Raw genomic sequence first — 18,211 nt, 5'->3', positions numbered from 1 at the left:
ATGCGCCCTGCCCGCCGCGCCCTGCGCGCGCTCGCCGTCCTGGCCGCCGTCGCGGCCATCCTGACGTTCGCCGCACCCGCCCCCGCGCTCGCCGCCGCACCCGCCGTCGTGAACGGCGACTTCGGCGACGCGGACGGCGACGGCGCCCCCGACGGCTGGTCGCGCTGGAATCCCGCGGGGACGGCCGCCGTCTCTGTCGCCGCCGACGGGCCCGACGGCCGCACGGCGGCGACGATCGCCTCGACGTCGGGGGCGACCGCCCGTCTCGCACTGACGCAGCGCGTCGCGGTCGACGCCGCCACCGCGCGGCGCATCGTCGTCCGAGCGCTCGTGCGCGGCACGGGTCTCGACGCCGGCTACAGCATGATCCGCGTCCAGGTGCGCGACGCGGCGGGCACGGTGATCGTGCCCGTCGCGTCGGGTCCGTATCTGCGAGGCACGTTCGACTGGCGGATCGTCGAGACGGCCGTCACCCTTCCCGACGCCGCCGCGAGCATCTCGGTCGAGCCCATGCTCGACCGCACGGCGGGGTCGCTCTCGGTCACGGGCGTCGAGATCGTCGAGGACGTCGCATCGGGGTCGCTCGCCGCCGTCGTCGGCGACCGCGGCGCCGTCGAGCTGACCTGGTCCTTCCCCGACGTCGATGCCGCTGAGTACCGCGTGCGGCGGGGCACGACCGGCTCGCCGGCGTGGGTGCGCACGACGACGGCGCCCACCGTGGCCGACGAGACCGCCGAGCCCGGGACGACCTACACCTACGTGGTCGACGCGGTCGACGACGAGGGCGTCGTCCTGGCCTCGACGCCGGCCGCCACGGCGACGGTGCCCGCGGCGGTCGCCGACCTCGTCGAGAGCCCGACGATCGTCGCGCGCTCCACGGGCGACGGAACGGCGCGCGCGAGCTGGGCCGTGCCGTCCGCCACGGGGCCGCTCGCGCTGCGCGTCGACGGCGCGACGACGTCGCTCACAGGCGCCACGGGGTCGGTCGAGCTGGCGGCCTCGGCGGGAGACGCGGTCGAGCTCATCGCCGACGGCGTGGTCGTCGCCGACGCGCTCGTCGGCGGCGCCGTCCATCCGCGGGCCCTGCTGGGAGCCGACGACATCGCCCGCGTGCGGTCGTCGCTCGACGCGGGCGAGCCCACCGTTGTCGGCGCGTGGAACGCGCTCGTCGACCGGCTCGCCGACCCTGCGACCGCGGGGTACTCCGCCAACGGCAGTGCAGGGCTCTACGAGGCGCGCGACGCCGCCTTCGCGTACGCGATCACGGGCGAGGCCGCCTACGCGCAGCAGGCCTACGACGGCCTCGTCGACGGCGAGGCGTTCATCATCGCCCGCGACACGAACATGGGCCTCGAGCTCGGCCGCGCCGCGCTGCTGCTCGCCCCCGCATACGACTGGGCGTCGCCCGGGTGGACCGAGGCGCAGCGCGCCCATGCGCAGGCCATGATGCTGCGCGTCTCAGAGCTGCTGTCGACCTACCATCACGACAACCTCGACACGGCGGGCGACAAGGCGAGCAACTGGGTCGGCGTCACGCGGTCGACCGAGCTCGCGATGCTCCTCGTGCTCGCGGGCGATCAGACCGCGGCCTCCGACGACGCGCTCGACCGGCGCATCCTGTTCCTCGCCGACCAGGTCGCCCAGCACCTCGAAGACGGCTACACCGGCACCGGCTGGATGCAGGAGGGCTGGGACTACCTGCACTACACGGAGCTCTACCTCTTCCCCTCGATCTACACGGCGCAGTCCGTCGGGCTCACGGCTCTCGACGCGGCGTTCGCGGACATCGACTTCACGGGGCTCGCGCTTCATGTCGTCTCGTCGCGGTCAGCCGGCGACGTCGTGCAGTTCGGCGTGAGCGGCCCGAACGGGCAGGTCGACGGCGCTCTGCCGCTGCTCTTCCCGCTCGCCTCCGACGCCTCGGAGCTCGGCCAGCTCGTCGAGATCCACGACGCCGTGCACGGCACGGCGTCGGCGGCGCCGCGCTTCGACGGCGTGCACAGCCTCTGGACGGCGCTTTTCGCCCCCACCGCCGGCGAGCGTTCGGCGGCCCTCGCCGCATCGGCTGCGGCGGTGGATCTGCCGGCGCTCCTCGACCCCGAGTCGGGTTTCGCCGCGTTCCGCGACGACGTGGCCGATGCCGACGACGCCATCGTCGCGACGTCGAACCGCAACAGCCAGCACAAGGGATGGGCAGCGGCCGAGACCTTCTCGCTGTCGTGGATCTCCGACGACACGACCTGGGCGATGCAGGGCGGCAAGGCATACGCCGACCCGTCGGCGTGGAGCAAGCCGCTCGTCGACGGCCAGCTCGAGCCCTACGAGAACCCGTACCGCACCGTCGACGGCCAGGGCGCCACGCTCGACTCCCGCGCGTTCGCGGGGCAGGGCGGCGGCTACCTCGAGCTGGACGGCGCGGCCAACTTCGGCGTCGACGTCGCGCACCGGTCCGAGGTCGTCGATCTCGAGCCGCGCGGGCCGTCGACCGCGATCGTCGCCATCGCCGACGACTTCTCCGACGACACCTCCCACACGTGGTCGTGGCAGCTGCGCCCCGAGAGCGGCGTCGTGATCGCCCTCGACGACGACGCGGCAGAGGCCGAGCCGCTGTTCACCTTCACCTCGGCCGACGCCGCGGGAGAGCCCGTGGTGCTGTCGGGATTCGTGTTCGACCGCGAGGGGCTCGACGCCGAGGTCGACGGCGGGGTGCTGCGTCTCTCGCGCACGGGGTCCGCCGCCTCGTTCCGCATCGTGCTCGCCACCGCCGACGAGGCGCTGTCCGCGAGCATCGTGGGCGACGGGATCGCGATCGGGGGAGCCTACGTCCCCATCGACGATCTCGGGTCGGTGACCGGGTCGGGGCTTCCGACGCCGAGCGCGGCGCACGGGAGGTGACGGGCCGATGTGCGATCGTGTGCGAACTCGTGCGTCGGCTGGGCGAGCCGCGATGATGAGCGTGTGCTGCCCTCCGAACGACACCAGGCCATCCTCCGCGAGATCGAGCTGCGGGGCGGCCTGACGGTCGCCGACTTCGCCGCCCGGTTCCGGGTGTCGGCCATGACGATCCGACGCGATCTGCTCGAGCTCGAGACGGAGGGCGTCCTCGAACGGGTGCACGGCGGCGCGGTGCGCCGCCGTGCCCCGCGCGACAAGGGCCTCATCGCGACGATCGGGTTCATCGTCCCCTCCGCGCGGTACTACTTCCCCGGCGTCATCGCGGGCGCCAAGCACGCGGCTGCCGATCTGGGCGCGCGTCTCGTGCTCGGCATCTCCGACTACTCGGGCGATGCCGAGCGCCACCAGATCCGCCGCCTCCTCGAGAGGGGCGTCGACGGGCTCGTCGTGACGCCGTCCGATCCGTACCGGCAGGATCCCGCGACCTACCGGCTGCTCGCCGACGCAGAGCCGCCGACGATCGTCATGGAGCGCTCCCTCGTCGATGCGCCGTCCGACATCCTGCTGGGCGCCGTGCGCACCGATCACGCGCACGGCGCCAAGGTCGCGCTGCGGCACCTCGTCGACGCGGGCCGCACGCGCATCGCCCTGGGCGTGCGGCGGGGGCCGACCGCCGAGCCGCTGCGCGACGGCTACCGGCGTGCCCTCGGCGACCTGCTGCCGGGCGCCGAGCCGATCGAGCTGGAGATCGCGCGCGTGGAGCGGCCCGTCGCCGAGCAGCGGGCGTCGCTCGCGGCCGTCGTGGACGCGTGCGCCGCTCAGCGGGTCGACGGCCTCATCGTGCTGCCGGATGAGGCGGCGATCGGCCTCGTCGACCTCGCCGTCGACCGCGGCATCGACGTGCCGCGCGATCTCGCCGTCGTCGCCTACGACGACGAGGTCGCGTCGCTCGCGGAGGTGCCGATCACGGCTGTCGCGCCGCCGAAGGCCGACGTCGGGGCCATGGCCGTGCGTGCCTGCTTCGAGCGGATCACGCGGGGGGAGCGCGTGCTCGGCGGGCCCGCGCACGCGCGCATCGACCTGCTGCCGACCCTCACGGTGCGCGGCTCGTCAGCGACGGAAACATCGCTCTGACACGATTCCGCACAGTCGGATGTGCGGGTGTGTGCGATCGCGTGCGCGTGATCGAGCGGGTCCCGAGGATGAGTGCACTGCTCCACCCGACAAGCACCACCGCTTCGATCCGCAAGGAGTCCCATGCACCGCATCATCCGCACGGCGGGGGCCGCCGTCCTGGCCACCGCCCTCCTCGTCCCCCTCGCGTCCTGCGCGGGTCAGGCCGCCCCCGCGTCGACGCCGACCGAGAGCGCGCTTCCCGAGGGCGAGATCACGTTCTGGTCGGCCCTCGCCGGCATGGACCTCGTCGCCGAGGCCTTCAACGAGAGCCAGGACCGCATCCACGTCACCTTCGAGAGCGTCCCGAACGGCGCCAACGGCGGCTATGCCAAGCTCGCCGCCGCGATCTCGGCGGGAGAGGCCCCCGACGTCGCGACGATCGAGTACTACGCCCTGCCGCAGTTCGCGAGCTCGGGGAGCCTGCAGAGCCTGACGGGCGTCTACTCCGACGACGTGCTGGGCTCGTTCTCCGACGTCAGCCGCTCGCTCACGACGCTCGGCGGCGAGGTGTGGGCGCTGCCGTATGACGCGCCGCCGTCGATCGTCTGGTACCGGCAGGACCTGCTGGAGGCCGCGGGCGTCGCCGTGCCCACCACGTGGGAGGAGTTCGCCGATGCCGCCCGCGCCGTCCACGACACGACGGGCGGCTACCTCGCATCGTTCAACGCGAACGAGCCGAGCTGGTACGCCGCGCTCGCCTGGCAGAACGGCGCGCAGTGGTTCGACACCGACGGCGACAGCTGGGTCGTCGACATCGACGACGCCGCGACGACCGACGTCGCGGAGTACTGGCAGGGGCTCATCGACGAGGGCGCCGTGAAGGCCGTCGCGTCGTACTCGGACGAGTGGACGAACGACATCGCCTCGGGCACCGCCGCCGGCATCGTCGGCGCCAGCTGGAGCGCGACCGGGATCATCACGCGCGCCGCCGGACAGGAGGGGGAGTGGGTCGCGGCCGAGCTGCCCGTGCGGGAGGGCGCGGCGGCCGTCACGCCCATCTACGGCGGCTCGACGTTCGCCGTGCCGGAGACGAGCGGGAACGCCGCGGCCGCCGCCGAGTTCATCGAGTTCCTCACGACCGATCCCGCCGCGATCGAGGCGCGGGGCGACACCGGATCCGCGTACCTCGCGAACAGCGACCTGACGGCCGTGTCGCAGGCCGCGTTCGACGCCTCGTTCTTCGCGAACGACATCTGGGAGGTGTTCGACGAGGCCGCGTCGCACGACTCCGGAGACTGGCAGTGGGGGCCGAACTTCGACCTCACGGCGACCGCCATGAAGGAGACGATGGGCGCCACGGCGCCGGGCGGCGATCTCGCGGCGGCGTTCACGTCGATCCAGGACACGACGGCGGACGGGCTCGCCGATCTCGGCCTCTCGGTCGCTCCCTGAGGCGCGACGATGACCACCGCATCCCTCCGCGGCGCGGCGCCTCGTGCGTCGCGCCGCGGGCGCCGCGCGACGAGCGACCGCGGAGCGGCCGCTCTCTTCCTCGGGCCGTTCTTCGCCCTGTTCGCTCTGTGCATGCTCGCTCCCGTCGTGTACGCGCTCGTGCTGAGCGTGTTCGCCGAGAAGCGCTCGGGGCTCGGATTCGGCGGCGACGCGCAGACGCTGTTCGTCGGGCTCGAGAACTACGCGGCCGTGCTCAGCTCGTCGTCGTTCCTCGACGGCTTCTGGCGTCTCGCCCTCTACGTCGTGCTGTACATCCCGACCATGCTGGGGCTCGCCCTCGTGCTGGCGCTCCTGCTCGACTCCGCCTATGCGCGACTCGCCCGCGTGTTCCAGGTGCTGCTGTTCCTGCCGCACGTGGTGCCCGGAGTCATCGCCGCGCTGCTGTGGACGTACCTGTACACCCCGGGAGTGAGCCCCCTCCTCGGCCTCCTGGGAGGCGCCGGGTTGGAGGTCGACCTGTTCGGCTCGACGCTCGTCGTGCCGGCCGTCGTGAACATCGCGGTGTGGCAGTGGACGGGCTACAACGTCATCATCGTCTTCACGGCGCTGCAGGCCGTGCCGCGCGATGTCGTCGAGGCGGCCAGCCTCGACGGCGCGGGCGGTGTGCGCATCGCGCTCGGCATCAAGCTGCCGCTCGTGGCGGGATCGGTGGGCGTGATCGGCCTCTTCACCGCGATCGGCGCGCTGCAGCTCTTCACCGAGCCGTCGATCCTCGCGAAGGCGACCACGACGATCACCCCCAGCTGGGTGCCGAACATGTGGGCGTACGACGCCGCGTTCAACCGCCTCGACCAGCATCAGGCGGCGGCCGCGTCGCTCGTCATCGCGCTCATCGCGGGAGTCGTGTCGTTCGCCATCACCCGCTTCACCTCGAAGGGAGCGCGCTCATGACCGTCCTCGCGACCCGTCCGCGCGACGCGCAGGCGACGCCATCCGCCCCCCGGCCCGCCGACGACGGGGCACCGCGGCGCAGGCCCCGCCCCCGCATCGCCGGCGTCGCCGTGACGAACGGCGTGCTCGTGCTGGGCGCCGTGTACACCGTCTTCCCCGTGCTGTGGCTCGTGTTCGCGTCGCTCAAGGACGCGGGCGGGCTCTACTCGACGTCGGTGTTCGACCTCGACCGATGGCTCATCGGCGAGAACGTCTCCGCCCTGCTCGCGGAAGGCGACGGCCTCTTCGCGCGCTGGATGGGAAACAGCCTGCTGTACTCGCTCGCGGGGGCCGTCGTGGGCGGCATCGTGTCGACCGCGGCCGGCTACGCGTTCGACAAGCTGCGCTTCCGCGGCAAGGAGGGGCTGTTCGGCTTCGTGCTCGTCGGCGTGCTCGTCCCGAACACGGCGACCGTGCTGCCGCTCTACATGCTGTTCTCGCAGCTGGGGATGGTGAACACGGTCTGGGCGATCATCCTTCCGTCGCTGTGCAACCCGTTCAACGTGTACCTCGCCCGCGCGTTCAGCCGCGCCTACGTGCCGGACGAGACGCTCGAGGCGGCGCGCATGGACGGCGCGGGTGCCGTGCGCACCTTCTTCTCGGTGGCGCTCCCCATGCTCGCCCCCGGGTTCGTGACGATCGCCCTCTTCCAGTTCTTCGCGGTCTGGAGCAACTACATGCTGCCGCTCGTCATGCTGAGCGATCCGGCGCTCTACCCCGTCTCGCTGGGGATCTCCCACTGGCAGGGGCTCACGGCGGTCGACCCGCGCTACGCCCCGCTCGTCATCACCGGATCGCTGCTGTCGCTCATACCGCTCGTCGTGGCGTTCGTCTCGCTGCAGCGGTACTGGCGGGCCGGCATGACCGAGGGGAGCGTCAAGTGACCGCCCCGCTCAACGTCGCCCTCGCGATGGGCGCCGACGTCGCCTCGAAGGTGTTCCCGCCCGATCGGCTGGCGCGCATCGAGGCGGCCGCCGAGCTGCGCCTGCTCTCGCCGACGCCGCTCGGCACGTTCGAGGGCGCGTACGCCGACGCCGTGCTCGCCGAGGTGGACGTGCTCATCACGGGGTGGGGGAGCCCTCCGATCGATGCGGGTGTGCTCGACCGCGCGCCGCGACTGCGCCTCATCGCGCACGCGGGCGGCAGCGTCAAGGGGCACGTGGGCATCGCGGCCTGGGAGCGGGGTGTCGCGGTGTGCTCAGCGAACGACGCCAACGCGCGCCCTGTGGCCGAGTTCGCCGTGGCGATGATCCTGCTCGCGGGCAAGCAGGCGTTCCCGCTCGCGCGGATCGCGGCGCGCTCAGCGGACCACGTCGTCTCCGACGACCTGTATCCCGACATGGGCAATCACGGCAAGCGGGTCGGCATCGTGGGAGCGTCGCGCATCGGGCGGCGGACGATGGCGCTGCTGCGTCCCTACGATCTCGACCTGGTCGTGTACGACCCCTTCCTGTCGGACGCCGATGCCGCGACGCTGGGCGCGACCGCGGTGGGTCTCGACGACCTGCTGCGCACGAGCGACGTCGTCTCGCTGCACGCGCCGGCCCTGCCGGAGACGCGCCATCTGCTCGACCGCGCCGGCATCGCGCTGCTGCGCAACGGCGCCGTCGTCGTCAACACGGCGCGTGGTGCGCTCGTCGACCACGATGCGCTCACGGAGCGCGTCGTGCGCGGCGAGATCACGGCCATCCTCGACGTCACGGAGCCCGACGAGCTCGCGCTGGACCATCCGCTGCGCACGGCCGACCACGCGTTCCTCACGCCGCACATCGCCGGGTCGATGGGGCGGGAGCTCGCGCGGCTGGCCGACAGCGCGATCGACGACGCACGGCGGATGGCGCGGGGCGAGCCGCTCGCGTCGCCCGTGCGCCTGGAGGAGCTCGCGACGCAGGCGTGAGGGGGAGCGGGCTCAGCCTCCGCGGCTGCCGCGATCGAGCAGGCGCAGGACGAGCGTGATGAGGCCGGCGAGGCCGACGAACACGAGGGCGAGGCCCAGCAGGCGCGGCGGCCCGCCCGACGCGATCGTCAGGGCGATGCCGATGGCGAGCAGCGCGATCGAGAGGACGGCCAGGCGCGGTGTCGGCATCCTCCTCAGCATCAGGCCACGCTATCGCGCCGGGGTCCGGCCCGTGCGCGGCGCGGGAGCCCCCGGCTAACGGACGGCGAGCAGCGCGACCCAGACCTCGGCGCGCGCGGCGAACGAGCCGAGATCGCGGTCGAGCAGGCGCTCCGCGAGCCGCACGCGCGTGCGGACCGTGTGCCGGTGCACGCCGATGGCCTGCGCCGCATCGTCGAAGCGCGCGTCGTGCAGCAGCCAGGCACGCAGCGTCTCGACGAGCGACGTCCCGTGCGCCTCGTCATGGCGCATGAGCGGCGCGAGCACCGTCCGGGCCACGGCCGCCGCGTCGGAGGAGAGCGCGTTCAGCACCCCGGCGGCCGCGACGGCGCCGAACTGCGAGACGCCGTCGCCGCGATCACGGGCGATGCGCGCCTCCTCCAGCGCCGTGGGGAACGCCGCGAGCGGGCCGGGCTCGGAGACCCCCACCCGCAGGCCGAAGCGCGCGGGCAGCTCGTCGAAGGTCGTCCCCGACGCCGCCGACACCACCATGGCCGTCCCTCCGTCGGGGTCGCGCCCGTAGAAGAAGCTGCCGTGCTCGCGACCTGCGCGCAGCTCGAGGAACGCCCCGAGGGCATCCGGCGACGCGTCCGTGACGGCGACCACCACGGGCTCGGGCGGGAACCCTCCCCACGCGGCGTCGGCGATCCCCCCTGCGAGCGCGGCATCGCCCGTGAGGAGCGCCCGGACGACCCCCGCGCGCAGGGTGCCGCGCGCTGCCGCGAGCGCCTCGTTCTGCTCGAGCGCGAAGCCCGTCATCGCGACGACCGTCGTCACGACGCCGCGCGCCTCCTCGTCGAGGGAATCGGCGGCGACGGCGAGCACGCCGCGCAGGCTCCCGCCCGGCCCGAGCGTCTGCAGGACGACGGTCGTGCCGTCTGCGTGCACGACGCCCGCCGCGTTCGCCCCGCGGGCGAGCAGCGTCTCGGCCTCGCGACGCACGGCCTGCGCGACGGGACGGGCGAGATCTGCGGATGCCCGGACGGGCGCCCCTGCGGAGTCGTACAGTCCCGTCCACGCCCCCAGTTGGCGCGAGAGCTCGGACACGGCCGCGCCCAGCCCGTCGCGGCGCAGCGCCGCGAGAGACACGGCGCGCTGGGCCGAGAGCGCCCATGTCCGCCGCGCGTACGCCTCGGCCGCGATCGCCTCCGCGACCGCGCGCGCGACGGCGATGAAAGGCGTGCGGTAGGGCACCTCGAACAGTGGAACGCCGTGCGCGGCGCAGGCGGCGGCGAGGGGCTCGGGGATGCCGTCGCGCACCACCTCGGTGCCGAAGCCGAGAGCGACGACGCCTCGCACCGCCAGCCGTCGCACGTACGCGTCGTACTGCGCGTCGTCGTCTCCGGAGAACTGCGTGCCGGTCGTGAGCAGCACCATCTCCTCGGCGAGGAACGGCGTCGGATCGGCGAGGTCGGAGCTGTGCACCCATCGGATGGGCTGGGTCAGGTCGCGCGCGCCATCGGAGGACAGTCGCAGGGCGAGATCTCCGCGGGAGAGCAGCGCGCGGAGCGTGGGTGCGGGAGGCGTCGTCGGCGACATCGTGTACAGAGAGTACAGGCGAATGCGCCAATCTGTACGTCACGGCGAATGCGGGCGACGGCGCGGCGGTTCTACGCTCGCCGCATGAGCACCACGACCCCCGACATCGCCGTGGGCGGACCCGCCCTGCCGCAGGAGCGCCGCCTCGTCACCTCGATCCCCGGCCCGCGCTCGCAGGAGCTGCTGTCGCGCAAGGCGGAGGCGGTCGCCGCGGGCGTCGGTCACACGGCCCCCATCTCCGCCGTCGCGGCGGGCGGGGGAGTCGTCGTGGACGCCGACGGCAACTCGCTCATCGACCTCGGGTCGGGCATCGCGGTCACGACGGTGGGCAACGCCCATCCCAAGGTGGTCGAGGCCGTGCAGGCGCAGGTCGCCGCCTTCACCCACACGTGCTTCATGGTGTCGCCGTACGAGTCGTACGTCGCCGTCGCCGAGGCGCTCAACCGGCTCACCCCCGGCGACCACGCGAAGAAGTCGGCCCTGTTCAACTCGGGAGCCGAGGCCGTCGAGAACGCCGTGAAGATCGCCCGCAAGCACACCGGACGCCAGGCCGTCGTCGCGTTCGACCACGGCTACCACGGCCGCACCAACCTCACCATGGCGCTCACGGCGAAGTCGATGCCCTACAAGAGCGGATTCGGACCGTTCGCGCCCGAGGTGTACCGCGCGCCCCTGTCGTACCCCTACCGCGACGGCCTCACCGGGGCCGAGGCCGCGCAGCGCGCCATCTCGCAGATCGAGAAGCAGATCGGCGCCGACAACCTCGCCGCCGTCGTCATCGAGCCCATCCAGGGCGAGGGCGGATTCATCGTGCCCGCCGACGGCTTCCTCCCTGCCCTCGTCGACTGGTGCCGCGCGAACGGCGTCGTGTTCATCGCCGACGAGGTGCAGACGGGCTTCGGCCGTACCGGCGCGATGTTCGCAAGCGAGCACTTCGGCATCGTCCCCGACCTCATCACGACCGCGAAGGGCATCGCCGCTGGGCTTCCGCTCGCGGCCGTCACGGGGCGCGCCGAGATCATGGACGCGTCGCACGCGGGCGGCCTCGGCGGCACCTACGGCGGCAACCCGATCGCGTGCGCCGCGGCACTGGCCGCCATCGAGGCGTTCGAGAACGACGGACTCGTCGAGCGCGCCCGCGAGATCGGCGCGCTGCTCACGGAGCGCTTCACGGCGCTGCAGGCCGCCGACGCCCGGATCGGCGACGTCCGCGGGCTCGGCGCCATGATCGCCGTCGAGTTCGTCGACCCCGAGACGGGCGCGCCCGACGCCGCGCTCACGGGTGCCGTCGCGAAGGCCGCCATCGCTCAGGGCGTCATCGTCCTCACGTGCGGCACCTACGGCAACGTCATCCGCTTCCTGCCGCCGCTCGCGATCGGCGACGCGCTCCTCTCCGAGGGCATCGACGTCGTCGCCGACGCGCTCGCCGCGGCCTGATAACCACCCGAGAAGTCCGAGGAGGACCGACATGACCGAGATCACGCGGGACGTCGTCATCGTGGGCGCCGGCGCGGCCGGCACCACGGCGGCGAACGAGCTGAAGAAGGCGGGCCTGTCGGTCGCCGTGCTGGAGGCGCGCGACCGCGTCGGCGGGCGGCTGTGGACCGATGTCGTCGAGGGCGCCACGCTCGAGATCGGCGGGCAGTGGGTGTCGCCCGACCAGGACGCCCTGAAGGAGACGATCGCCGAGCTCGGCCTCGAGACCTACAGCCGCTACCGCGAGGGCGAGAGCGTCTACATCGGGCCGGACGGCGAGCTCACCCGCTTCACGGGCGAGATCTTCCCCGTCGCGCCCGCGACCGAGCAGGTCATGGTCGCGCTCATCGAGAAGCTCGACGCCCTCACGGCCGAGATCGATCCGGCCGCACCGTGGACCCACCCGCGCGCGACCGAGCTCGACACGATCTCGTTCGAGGAGTGGCTCGCGCGCGAGACCGACGACCAGGAGGCGCGCGACAACATCGCCCTCTTCATCGCGGGCGCCATGCTCACGAAGCCCGCCCACGCGTTCTCTGCGCTGCAGGCGCTGCAGATGGCGTCGAGCGCCGGCAGCTTCTCGAACCTCGTCGACGCCGACTTCATCCTCGACAAGCGCGTCGTGGGCGGTCTCCAGCAGGTCCCCCAGCTGCTCGCCGAGCGGCTCGGCGCGGACGTTCACCTCGACGCCCCCGTGCGCACGCTGCGGTGGGGCGCCGACGGCGTCATCGCGGAGGCCGACGGCGTCACGGTGCGCGCCAAGTACGCGATCCTCGCGCTCGCGCCGGTCCTCTACGACCGCATCTCGTTCGTCCCGCCGCTGCCGCGCCGACAGCACCAGATGCACCAGCACCTCTCGATGGGCTTCGTCATCAAGGTGCACGCCGTGTACGACCGTCCGTTCTGGCGCGAGCAGGGGCTGTCGGCGACCGCGTTCAGCCCGTACGAGCTCGTCCACGAGGCCTACGACAACACGAACCACGCCGATGAGCGCGGCACGCTCGTGGGCTTCGTCTCCGATCTCCACGCGGACGGCGTGTTCGAGCTGACGGCCGAGGAGCGCAGGGAGCGCATCCTTGAGTCGCTCTCGCACTACTACGGCCCCGAGGCGAAGAACCCCGTCGTCTACTACGAGAGCGACTGGGGCACGGAGGAGTGGACGCGCGGCGCCTACGCCGCGAGCTTCGACCTCGGCGGCCTGCACCGCTACGGCAAGGACCAGTCGGCGCCCGTCGGTCCGATCCACTTCGCCTGCAGCGACCTCGCGGGGCTCGGCTTCCAGCATGTCGACGGGGCCATCCGGATGGGCCGGCTGGCTGCCGCCGACATCGTCGAACGGTCGAGGTCGTGACCGCCCCGTTCGTCGTCGGCTACACGGCGACAGCGGCCGGGGCCGACGCGGTCGCGCTCGCGGCGCGGCTCGCCCGCGCGACGGGCGCCGACCTCGACCTCGTCATGGTGCTTCCCGACGGCAGCGCGCTGCCCGACGCCTCCTACGAGGAGCACGTGCGCTCCCAGGCGCGCGACTGGCTGCGCGAGGCGGCGGCGGCCATCCCCGCCGACGTGCGCCACAGCGGGCACGTGCGCATCGCGGACTCGTTCGCGGAGGGCCTCGTCGGGGCCGCGCGCGAGTTCGGCGCCTCGCACATCGTCGTAGGAGCGGCCAACGGAGGGCTCCGCGGCCGGCACCGGCTCGGCTCCGTCGCGAGCGAGCTGCTGCACTCGTCGGATGTGCCGGTCGTGCTCGCGCCCGCCGGCTCGGCCGAGAGCACGGAGCCGCTGTCGCGCGTGACCGCGGCCGTCGGCACGCGGCCGGGTGCGGATGCGCTCGTCGACGAGGCCGTCGCGCTCGCCGCGACGGCCGGCGTCCCGCTGCGGCTCGTCTCGCTCGTCACGGTCGACCTCCCCGCGGGGCTCGACACCTCGGCCATCCGCGTCGTCGGATCGTCGCACGCCGACGACGTGCTCGGCGCGGCGCGGGCGGAGCTGCCCGCGGGCATCCCGTCCGACGTCGTCGTCGCGGAGGGCGACAGCATCGAAGACGCCGTCGCGCACCTCGACTGGCTGCCCGGCGAGGTCGTGCTCGTCGGCTCGAGCCGCCTCGCGCGCCCCCGTTTCCTGTTCCTGGGCTCGACCGCGGCGAAGATGCTGCACGAGCTGCCCGTCCCCATGATCGTCGTGCCCCGCACGCGCCGGGAAGAAGACTGACATGTCCGAACGCAACGCCGTGTCCGACCCCGTCACGACGGGGATCTCCGCCAAGGGCCTCAGCGCCGGAACGCTCGGCCTCATCGGGGCCGTCGTCCTCGGCATCTCCACCGTGGCCCCCGCGTACACGTTCACCGCGGCGGTCGGACCCACGGCGTCCGAGGTGGGGACGCAGGTGCCCGCCATCATCCTCGTGGGGTTCATCCCCATGCTGCTCGTCGCGTTCGGCTACCGCGAGCTCAACCGCGTCATGCCCGACTCCGGCACGTCGTTCACGTGGGCGACGCGCGCGTTCGGGCCGTGGATCGGGTGGATGTGCGGCTGGGGGCTCGTCGCGGCGACCATCCTCGTGCTGTCGAACCTCGCGGGCATCGCGGTCGACTTCCTCTTCCTCCTCATCAGCCAGATCACGGGCGACGCGTCGATCGCCGACCTCACGCTCAACCCGTTCATCAACGTCGGCGTGTGCCTCCTGTTCGTGCTCGCGGCGACGTGGGTGTCGTACCGCGACCTGCAGACCTCCCAGCGCCTGCAGTACGTGCTCGTCGGCTTCCAGGTCGTCGTGCTCGTCGTGTTCGCGGTCACGGCGATCACGCGCGCCACCTCGGGCGACGCGTTCGACCCGACGCCGTTCGACATCGGATGGTTCAACCCCTTCGCCGTGCCGTCGTTCAGCGCCGCGGTCGCCGGCCTGTCGCTGTCGATCTTCATCTTCTGGGGCTGGGACCTCGTGCTCACGATGAACGAGGAGACGAAGAACCCCGAGAAGACGCCGGGACGGGCCGCGACCGTCGTCGTGCTCGTCATCGTCTTCCTCTACCTGCTGCTCGCCGTCGCGATGATCATGTTCGCGGGCGTCGGCGACGGGGAGCTCGGCCTCGGCAACGCCGACATCCAGGGGAACGTCTTCTTCGCGCTGTCGAACCCGATCATGGGCTCGCTCGGCTTCCTCGTCTCGCTCGCCGTGCTCACGAGCTCGGCGTCTTCGCTGCAGGCCACGTTCGCCTCGCCGACGCGCACGATGCTCGCGATGGGCCACTACGGCGCGCTCCCGAAGAAGTTCGCCGCCGTGCACCCCCGCTTCTTCAGCCCCGGCTACGCCACGATCGTCGCGGCGATCGTGACGGGCGCCTTCTACGCCGTCATGCGGTTCCTCAGCGAGAACACCCTGTGGGACACCATCCTCGCGCTCGGCATGCTCATCTGCTTCTACTACGGCCTGACCGCCTTCGCGTGCGTCTGGTACTTCCGCAGGCAGTGGTTCGACTCCGTGCGCAACGTGTTCTTCATGCTGCTGTTCCCCCTCGTGGGCGGCGTGATCCTCGCCATCCTCTTCGTCGTGACGCTCATCGACACGATGGACCCCGCCTACGGCAGCGGATCGGAGATCGGGGGAGTGGGCCTCGTGTTCGTCCTCGGGATCGCCGTCATCGCCGTGGGCATCGTGCTCATGGTCGTGCAGGCCGTGCGCCACCCGGCGTTCTTCAAGGGCGCCGTGCTCACCATGGACGCGCCGCCCAGCCTGCGGCGCCGCTGACCGGATCGACCCAGAGAGTAAGGAGCCGACATGGCGAACGAGCACGAGAGCGCGCTGCTGGCGCGCGTGGAGACCCGTCTGTTCATCGGCGGGCAGTGGGTGGATGCGCCGGAGGGCAAGACCTTCGACGTGCACGACCCCTCGACGAACGAGGTCATCGCACGCGTGGCGGATGCGACGGCCGACGACGGCACGCGCGCCCTGGACGCGGCGGTCGCGGCGCAGGACGCATGGGCGGCGACGGCCCCGCGGGTGCGCAGCGACATCCTGCGCCGGGCGTGGGAGCTCGTCCAGGAGCGCAAGGAGGACATCGCCCTGCTCATGACGCTCGAGATGGGCAAGCCCCTCGCGGAGGCGCGCGGCGAGGTCGCCTACGGGGGCGAGTTCCTGCGGTGGTTCAGCGAGGAGGCCGTGCGCATCACGGGCCGCTACGGCCTGAACCCCGAGGGCACGGGGCGGATGGTCGTGTCGCAGCGGCCCGTCGGCCCCTCCTTCTTCATCACGCCGTGGAACTTCCCGTTCGCGATGGCGACGCGCAAGATCGCGCCCGCCCTCGCGGCGGGGTGCACGGTCGTCATCAAGCCGCCGCAGCTGACGCCGCTCACGACGCTGTTCTTCACGCAGCTGCTCGTCGACGCCGGCGTGCCCGACGGCGTCGTGAACGTCGTCACGTCCGCCTCGTCGCGGCGCGTGTCGGCGCCCATCATCGCCGACCCGCGGCTGCGGAAGCTGTCGTTCACCGGATCGACCGAGGTCGGCCGCCAGCTCATCGCGCAGGCGGCGGAGGGCGTGCTGCGCGTGTCGATGGAGCTCGGCGGCAATGCGCCGTTCGTCGTGTTCGAGGACGCCGATCTCGACAAGGCCGTGGAGGGCGCGCTGGCGGCGAAGTTCCGCAACATCGGCCAGGCGTGCACGGCGGCGAACCGCTTCATCGTGCACTCCTCGGTCGCCGACGAGTTCGCGAAGCGCATCACCGCGCGCGTCGACGCCATGACGATCGGCCGCGGCACGGAGGAGGGCGTGGCGATCGGCCCGCTCATCGACGCCGACGCCGTCGCGAAGGCCGACGAGCTCGTCGTCGACGCCACCGAGCGCGGGGCCACTCTGCTCACGGGCGGCGAGAAGCTCGACGGGCCCGGCACGTTCTACGCGCCCACCGTGCTCACAGGCGTCACCGCCGGCAGCGCCATCCTGCGCGAGGAGATCTTCGGCCCCGTGCTCGCGATCGCGACGTTCGAGGACGAGGACGAGGCCGTGCGGCTCGCGAACGACACCGAGTACGGCCTCGTGTCGTACGTGTACACGCAGGATCTCGCGCGCGGCCACCGCATGATCGACCGGCTCGAGACGGGCATGATGGGCCTCAACGCGGGGGTCGTGTCGAACGCGGCGGCCCCGTTCGGCGGCGTCAAGCAGTCCGGCGTCGGCCGCGAGGGCGGGCTCGAGGGCATCCACGAGTACCTCTCCACCAAGTACACGCTCATCCCGAACGACTGACCGGAGGCACCATGAGCGACTACGCCGTCGTCGACCCCGCAACGGGCGAGACCGTCGCCGAGTACGACACCTTCACCGACGCCCAGATCGAGGAGGCCGTGACGCGCGCCGCCGCGGGGTTCGCTGCGTGGTCGGCGCTCCCCGTCGACGAGCGGGCCGCGGCCATCCGCCGTGTCGCAGAGCTGCACCGCGAGCGCCGCGACGCGCTCGCGGCGACGATCGTGCGCGAGATGGGCAAGCCCCTCGAGGCGGCCCTCGGCGAGGTCGACTTCTCGGCCGACATCATCGAGTACTACGCCGACAACGCCGCCGCCGTCACGGCCGACCAGCCGCTCGACATCCTCGGGGAGGGGACCGCGGTCATCCGCCGGTCGCCCCTCGGGGTGCTGTTCGGCATCATGCCGTGGAACTTCCCCACCTATCAGGTGGCGCGATTCGCGGCGCCGAACCTCGTCATCGGCAACAGCATCGTCCTCAAGCACGCTCCCCAGTGCCCCGAGTCGGCTGCCGCCCTGGAGGAGATCTTCCGCGACGCGGGGCTGCCGGACGGCGCATACGTCAACGTGTACGCGACGAACGGGCAGGCAGCGGCGATCATCGCGGACCGGCGCGTCCAGGGCGTCTCGGTGACGGGGTCTGAGCGCGCCGGATCGGCCGTCGCGGCGCTCGCGGGGCAGCACCTCAAGAAGGTGGCGCTCGAGCTCGGCGGGTCCGACCCGTTCATCGTGCTCTCGGCCGACGACCTCGACGCGGTCGTGCAGGCCGCCGTCGACGCGCGGCTCGACAACAACGGCCAGGCGTGCAACGGCGCCAAGCGGTTCATCGTCGTCGACGGCCTGTACGACGACTTCCTCGCGAAGTTCGCGAGCGCGATGCAGGCGGCGAAGGTCGGCCATCCGCTCGAAGAGGACACCGTGCTCGGACCGCTGTCGTCGCTCGCCGCGGCGGAGCGCCTGCAGGAGCAGATCGACACCGCGGTCGCGCAGGGGGCGACGCTCGTCACGGGCGGGCGGCGCGACGGGGCGTACTTCCCCGGAACCGTGCTCGCCGACGTCACGCCCGAGATGGACGTCTACCGCGAGGAGCTCTTCGGCCCTGCCGGCGTCGTCTACCGCGTCGCCGATGAGGACGAGGCCGTCCGTCTCGCGAACGACACCCCGTTCGGCCTCGGCTCGTATGTGTTCACGACCGACGCCGAGCAGGCGCAGCGCGTCGCCGACCGCATCGAGGCCGGCATGGTCTACGTCAACCTCGTGCTCGCCGACAGCCCGGAGCTGCCCTTCGGCGGCGTGAAGCGCAGCGGCACGTCGCGCGAGCTCGGGCTCCTCGCGGCCGACGAGTTCGTGAACAAGAAGCTCATCCGCGTGGCGTAGGCGTCGCGCCGT

The 18,211-nt window shown here is 72.5% G+C and carries 14 protein-coding genes; 12 read left to right on the top strand and 2 right to left on the bottom strand.

Going from position 1 to position 18,211, the window contains the following annotated elements; all coding sequences use genetic code 11:
* The 6 genes from ACWGPF_RS08605 (at position 1) to ACWGPF_RS08580 (ending at position 8,350) form a co-directional block, all read left to right on the top strand.
* Positions 1 to 2,895 (top strand): hypothetical protein, encoded by a 2,895-nt coding sequence (locus ACWGPF_RS08605; RefSeq protein ID WP_452332429.1) that lies wholly within the window; start codon positions 1 to 3, stop codon positions 2,893 to 2,895.
* A 63-nt stretch (positions 2,896 to 2,958) separates the two neighbouring features.
* The gene (locus ACWGPF_RS08600; RefSeq protein WP_452332428.1) at positions 2,959 to 4,029 is read left to right on the top strand and encodes a substrate-binding domain-containing protein; all 1,071 of its coding nucleotides are present in this window, start codon (positions 2,959 to 2,961) and stop codon (positions 4,027 to 4,029) included.
* 123 nt (positions 4,030 to 4,152) lie between these two features.
* On the top strand, positions 4,153 to 5,463 hold the full coding sequence (locus ACWGPF_RS08595; RefSeq protein WP_452332427.1) for an ABC transporter substrate-binding protein: 1,311 nt from the start codon (positions 4,153 to 4,155) through the stop codon (positions 5,461 to 5,463).
* A gap of 9 nt (positions 5,464 to 5,472) precedes the next feature.
* Positions 5,473 to 6,414, top strand: coding sequence for a carbohydrate ABC transporter permease (locus ACWGPF_RS08590; protein WP_452332426.1), 942 nt, complete (start codon positions 5,473 to 5,475; stop codon positions 6,412 to 6,414).
* Positions 6,411 to 7,337, top strand: coding sequence for a carbohydrate ABC transporter permease (locus tag ACWGPF_RS08585; protein ID WP_452332425.1), 927 nt, complete (start codon positions 6,411 to 6,413; stop codon positions 7,335 to 7,337). Before ACWGPF_RS08590 ends, ACWGPF_RS08585 begins: the two co-directional genes overlap by 4 nt.
* Positions 7,334 to 8,350, top strand: a complete 1,017-nt coding sequence (locus tag ACWGPF_RS08580; RefSeq protein WP_452332424.1) for a hydroxyacid dehydrogenase — start codon at positions 7,334 to 7,336, stop codon at positions 8,348 to 8,350. The genes ACWGPF_RS08585 and ACWGPF_RS08580 overlap by 4 nt, the downstream gene beginning before the upstream one ends.
* A gap of 12 nt (positions 8,351 to 8,362) precedes the next feature.
* Here the strand turns inward: ACWGPF_RS08580 and ACWGPF_RS08575 are convergent, their stop codons facing one another.
* Both ACWGPF_RS08575 and ACWGPF_RS08570 read right to left on the bottom strand, forming a co-directional pair.
* Entirely contained in the window at positions 8,363 to 8,539 is a 177-nt protein-coding gene (locus ACWGPF_RS08575) for a hypothetical protein (RefSeq protein ID WP_452332423.1), read from the bottom strand.
* Between the two features lie 66 nt (positions 8,540 to 8,605).
* Positions 8,606 to 10,108, bottom strand: coding sequence for a PucR family transcriptional regulator (locus ACWGPF_RS08570; RefSeq protein WP_452332422.1), 1,503 nt, complete (start codon positions 10,106 to 10,108; stop codon positions 8,606 to 8,608).
* An 84-nt stretch (positions 10,109 to 10,192) separates the two neighbouring features.
* On the opposite strand from ACWGPF_RS08570, the gene gabT reads away from it, so the two are divergent.
* The 6 genes from gabT to ACWGPF_RS08540 are packed head-to-tail and all read left to right on the top strand — an operon-like array spanning position 10,193 to position 18,199.
* Positions 10,193 to 11,545: a 4-aminobutyrate--2-oxoglutarate transaminase gene (gene gabT / locus ACWGPF_RS08565; protein WP_452332421.1), complete on the top strand. Its 1,353-nt coding sequence runs from the start codon at positions 10,193 to 10,195 to the stop codon at positions 11,543 to 11,545.
* A gap of 31 nt (positions 11,546 to 11,576) precedes the next feature.
* Positions 11,577 to 12,935 carry a flavin monoamine oxidase family protein gene (locus ACWGPF_RS08560; protein WP_452332420.1) on the top strand — a complete coding sequence of 453 codons (1,359 nt, stop codon included), beginning with the start codon at positions 11,577 to 11,579 and terminating at the stop codon, positions 12,933 to 12,935.
* On the top strand, positions 12,932 to 13,792 hold the full coding sequence (locus ACWGPF_RS08555) for a universal stress protein (RefSeq protein WP_452332419.1): 861 nt from the start codon (positions 12,932 to 12,934) through the stop codon (positions 13,790 to 13,792). Before ACWGPF_RS08560 ends, ACWGPF_RS08555 begins: the two co-directional genes overlap by 4 nt.
* 1 nt (position 13,793) lies before the next feature.
* The gene (locus tag ACWGPF_RS08550; protein ID WP_452332418.1) at positions 13,794 to 15,329 is read left to right on the top strand and encodes an APC family permease; all 1,536 of its coding nucleotides are present in this window, start codon (positions 13,794 to 13,796) and stop codon (positions 15,327 to 15,329) included.
* Between the two features lie 30 nt (positions 15,330 to 15,359).
* A complete protein-coding gene (locus ACWGPF_RS08545) occupies positions 15,360 to 16,826 on the top strand; it encodes an NAD-dependent succinate-semialdehyde dehydrogenase (RefSeq protein ID WP_452332417.1) in 1,467 nt (488 codons plus the stop codon).
* Positions 16,827 to 16,837: 11 nt separating this feature from the next.
* Positions 16,838 to 18,199 (top strand): NAD-dependent succinate-semialdehyde dehydrogenase, encoded by a 1,362-nt coding sequence (locus tag ACWGPF_RS08540; RefSeq protein WP_452332416.1) that lies wholly within the window; start codon positions 16,838 to 16,840, stop codon positions 18,197 to 18,199.
* Positions 18,200 to 18,211 lie beyond the last annotated feature (12 nt).

It is taken from the genome of Microbacterium sp. NPDC055683 (assembly GCF_053617895.1).
The sequence above is the reverse complement of the archived record's forward strand: the minus strand, read 5'-3'. Positions and strand labels throughout refer to the sequence as shown.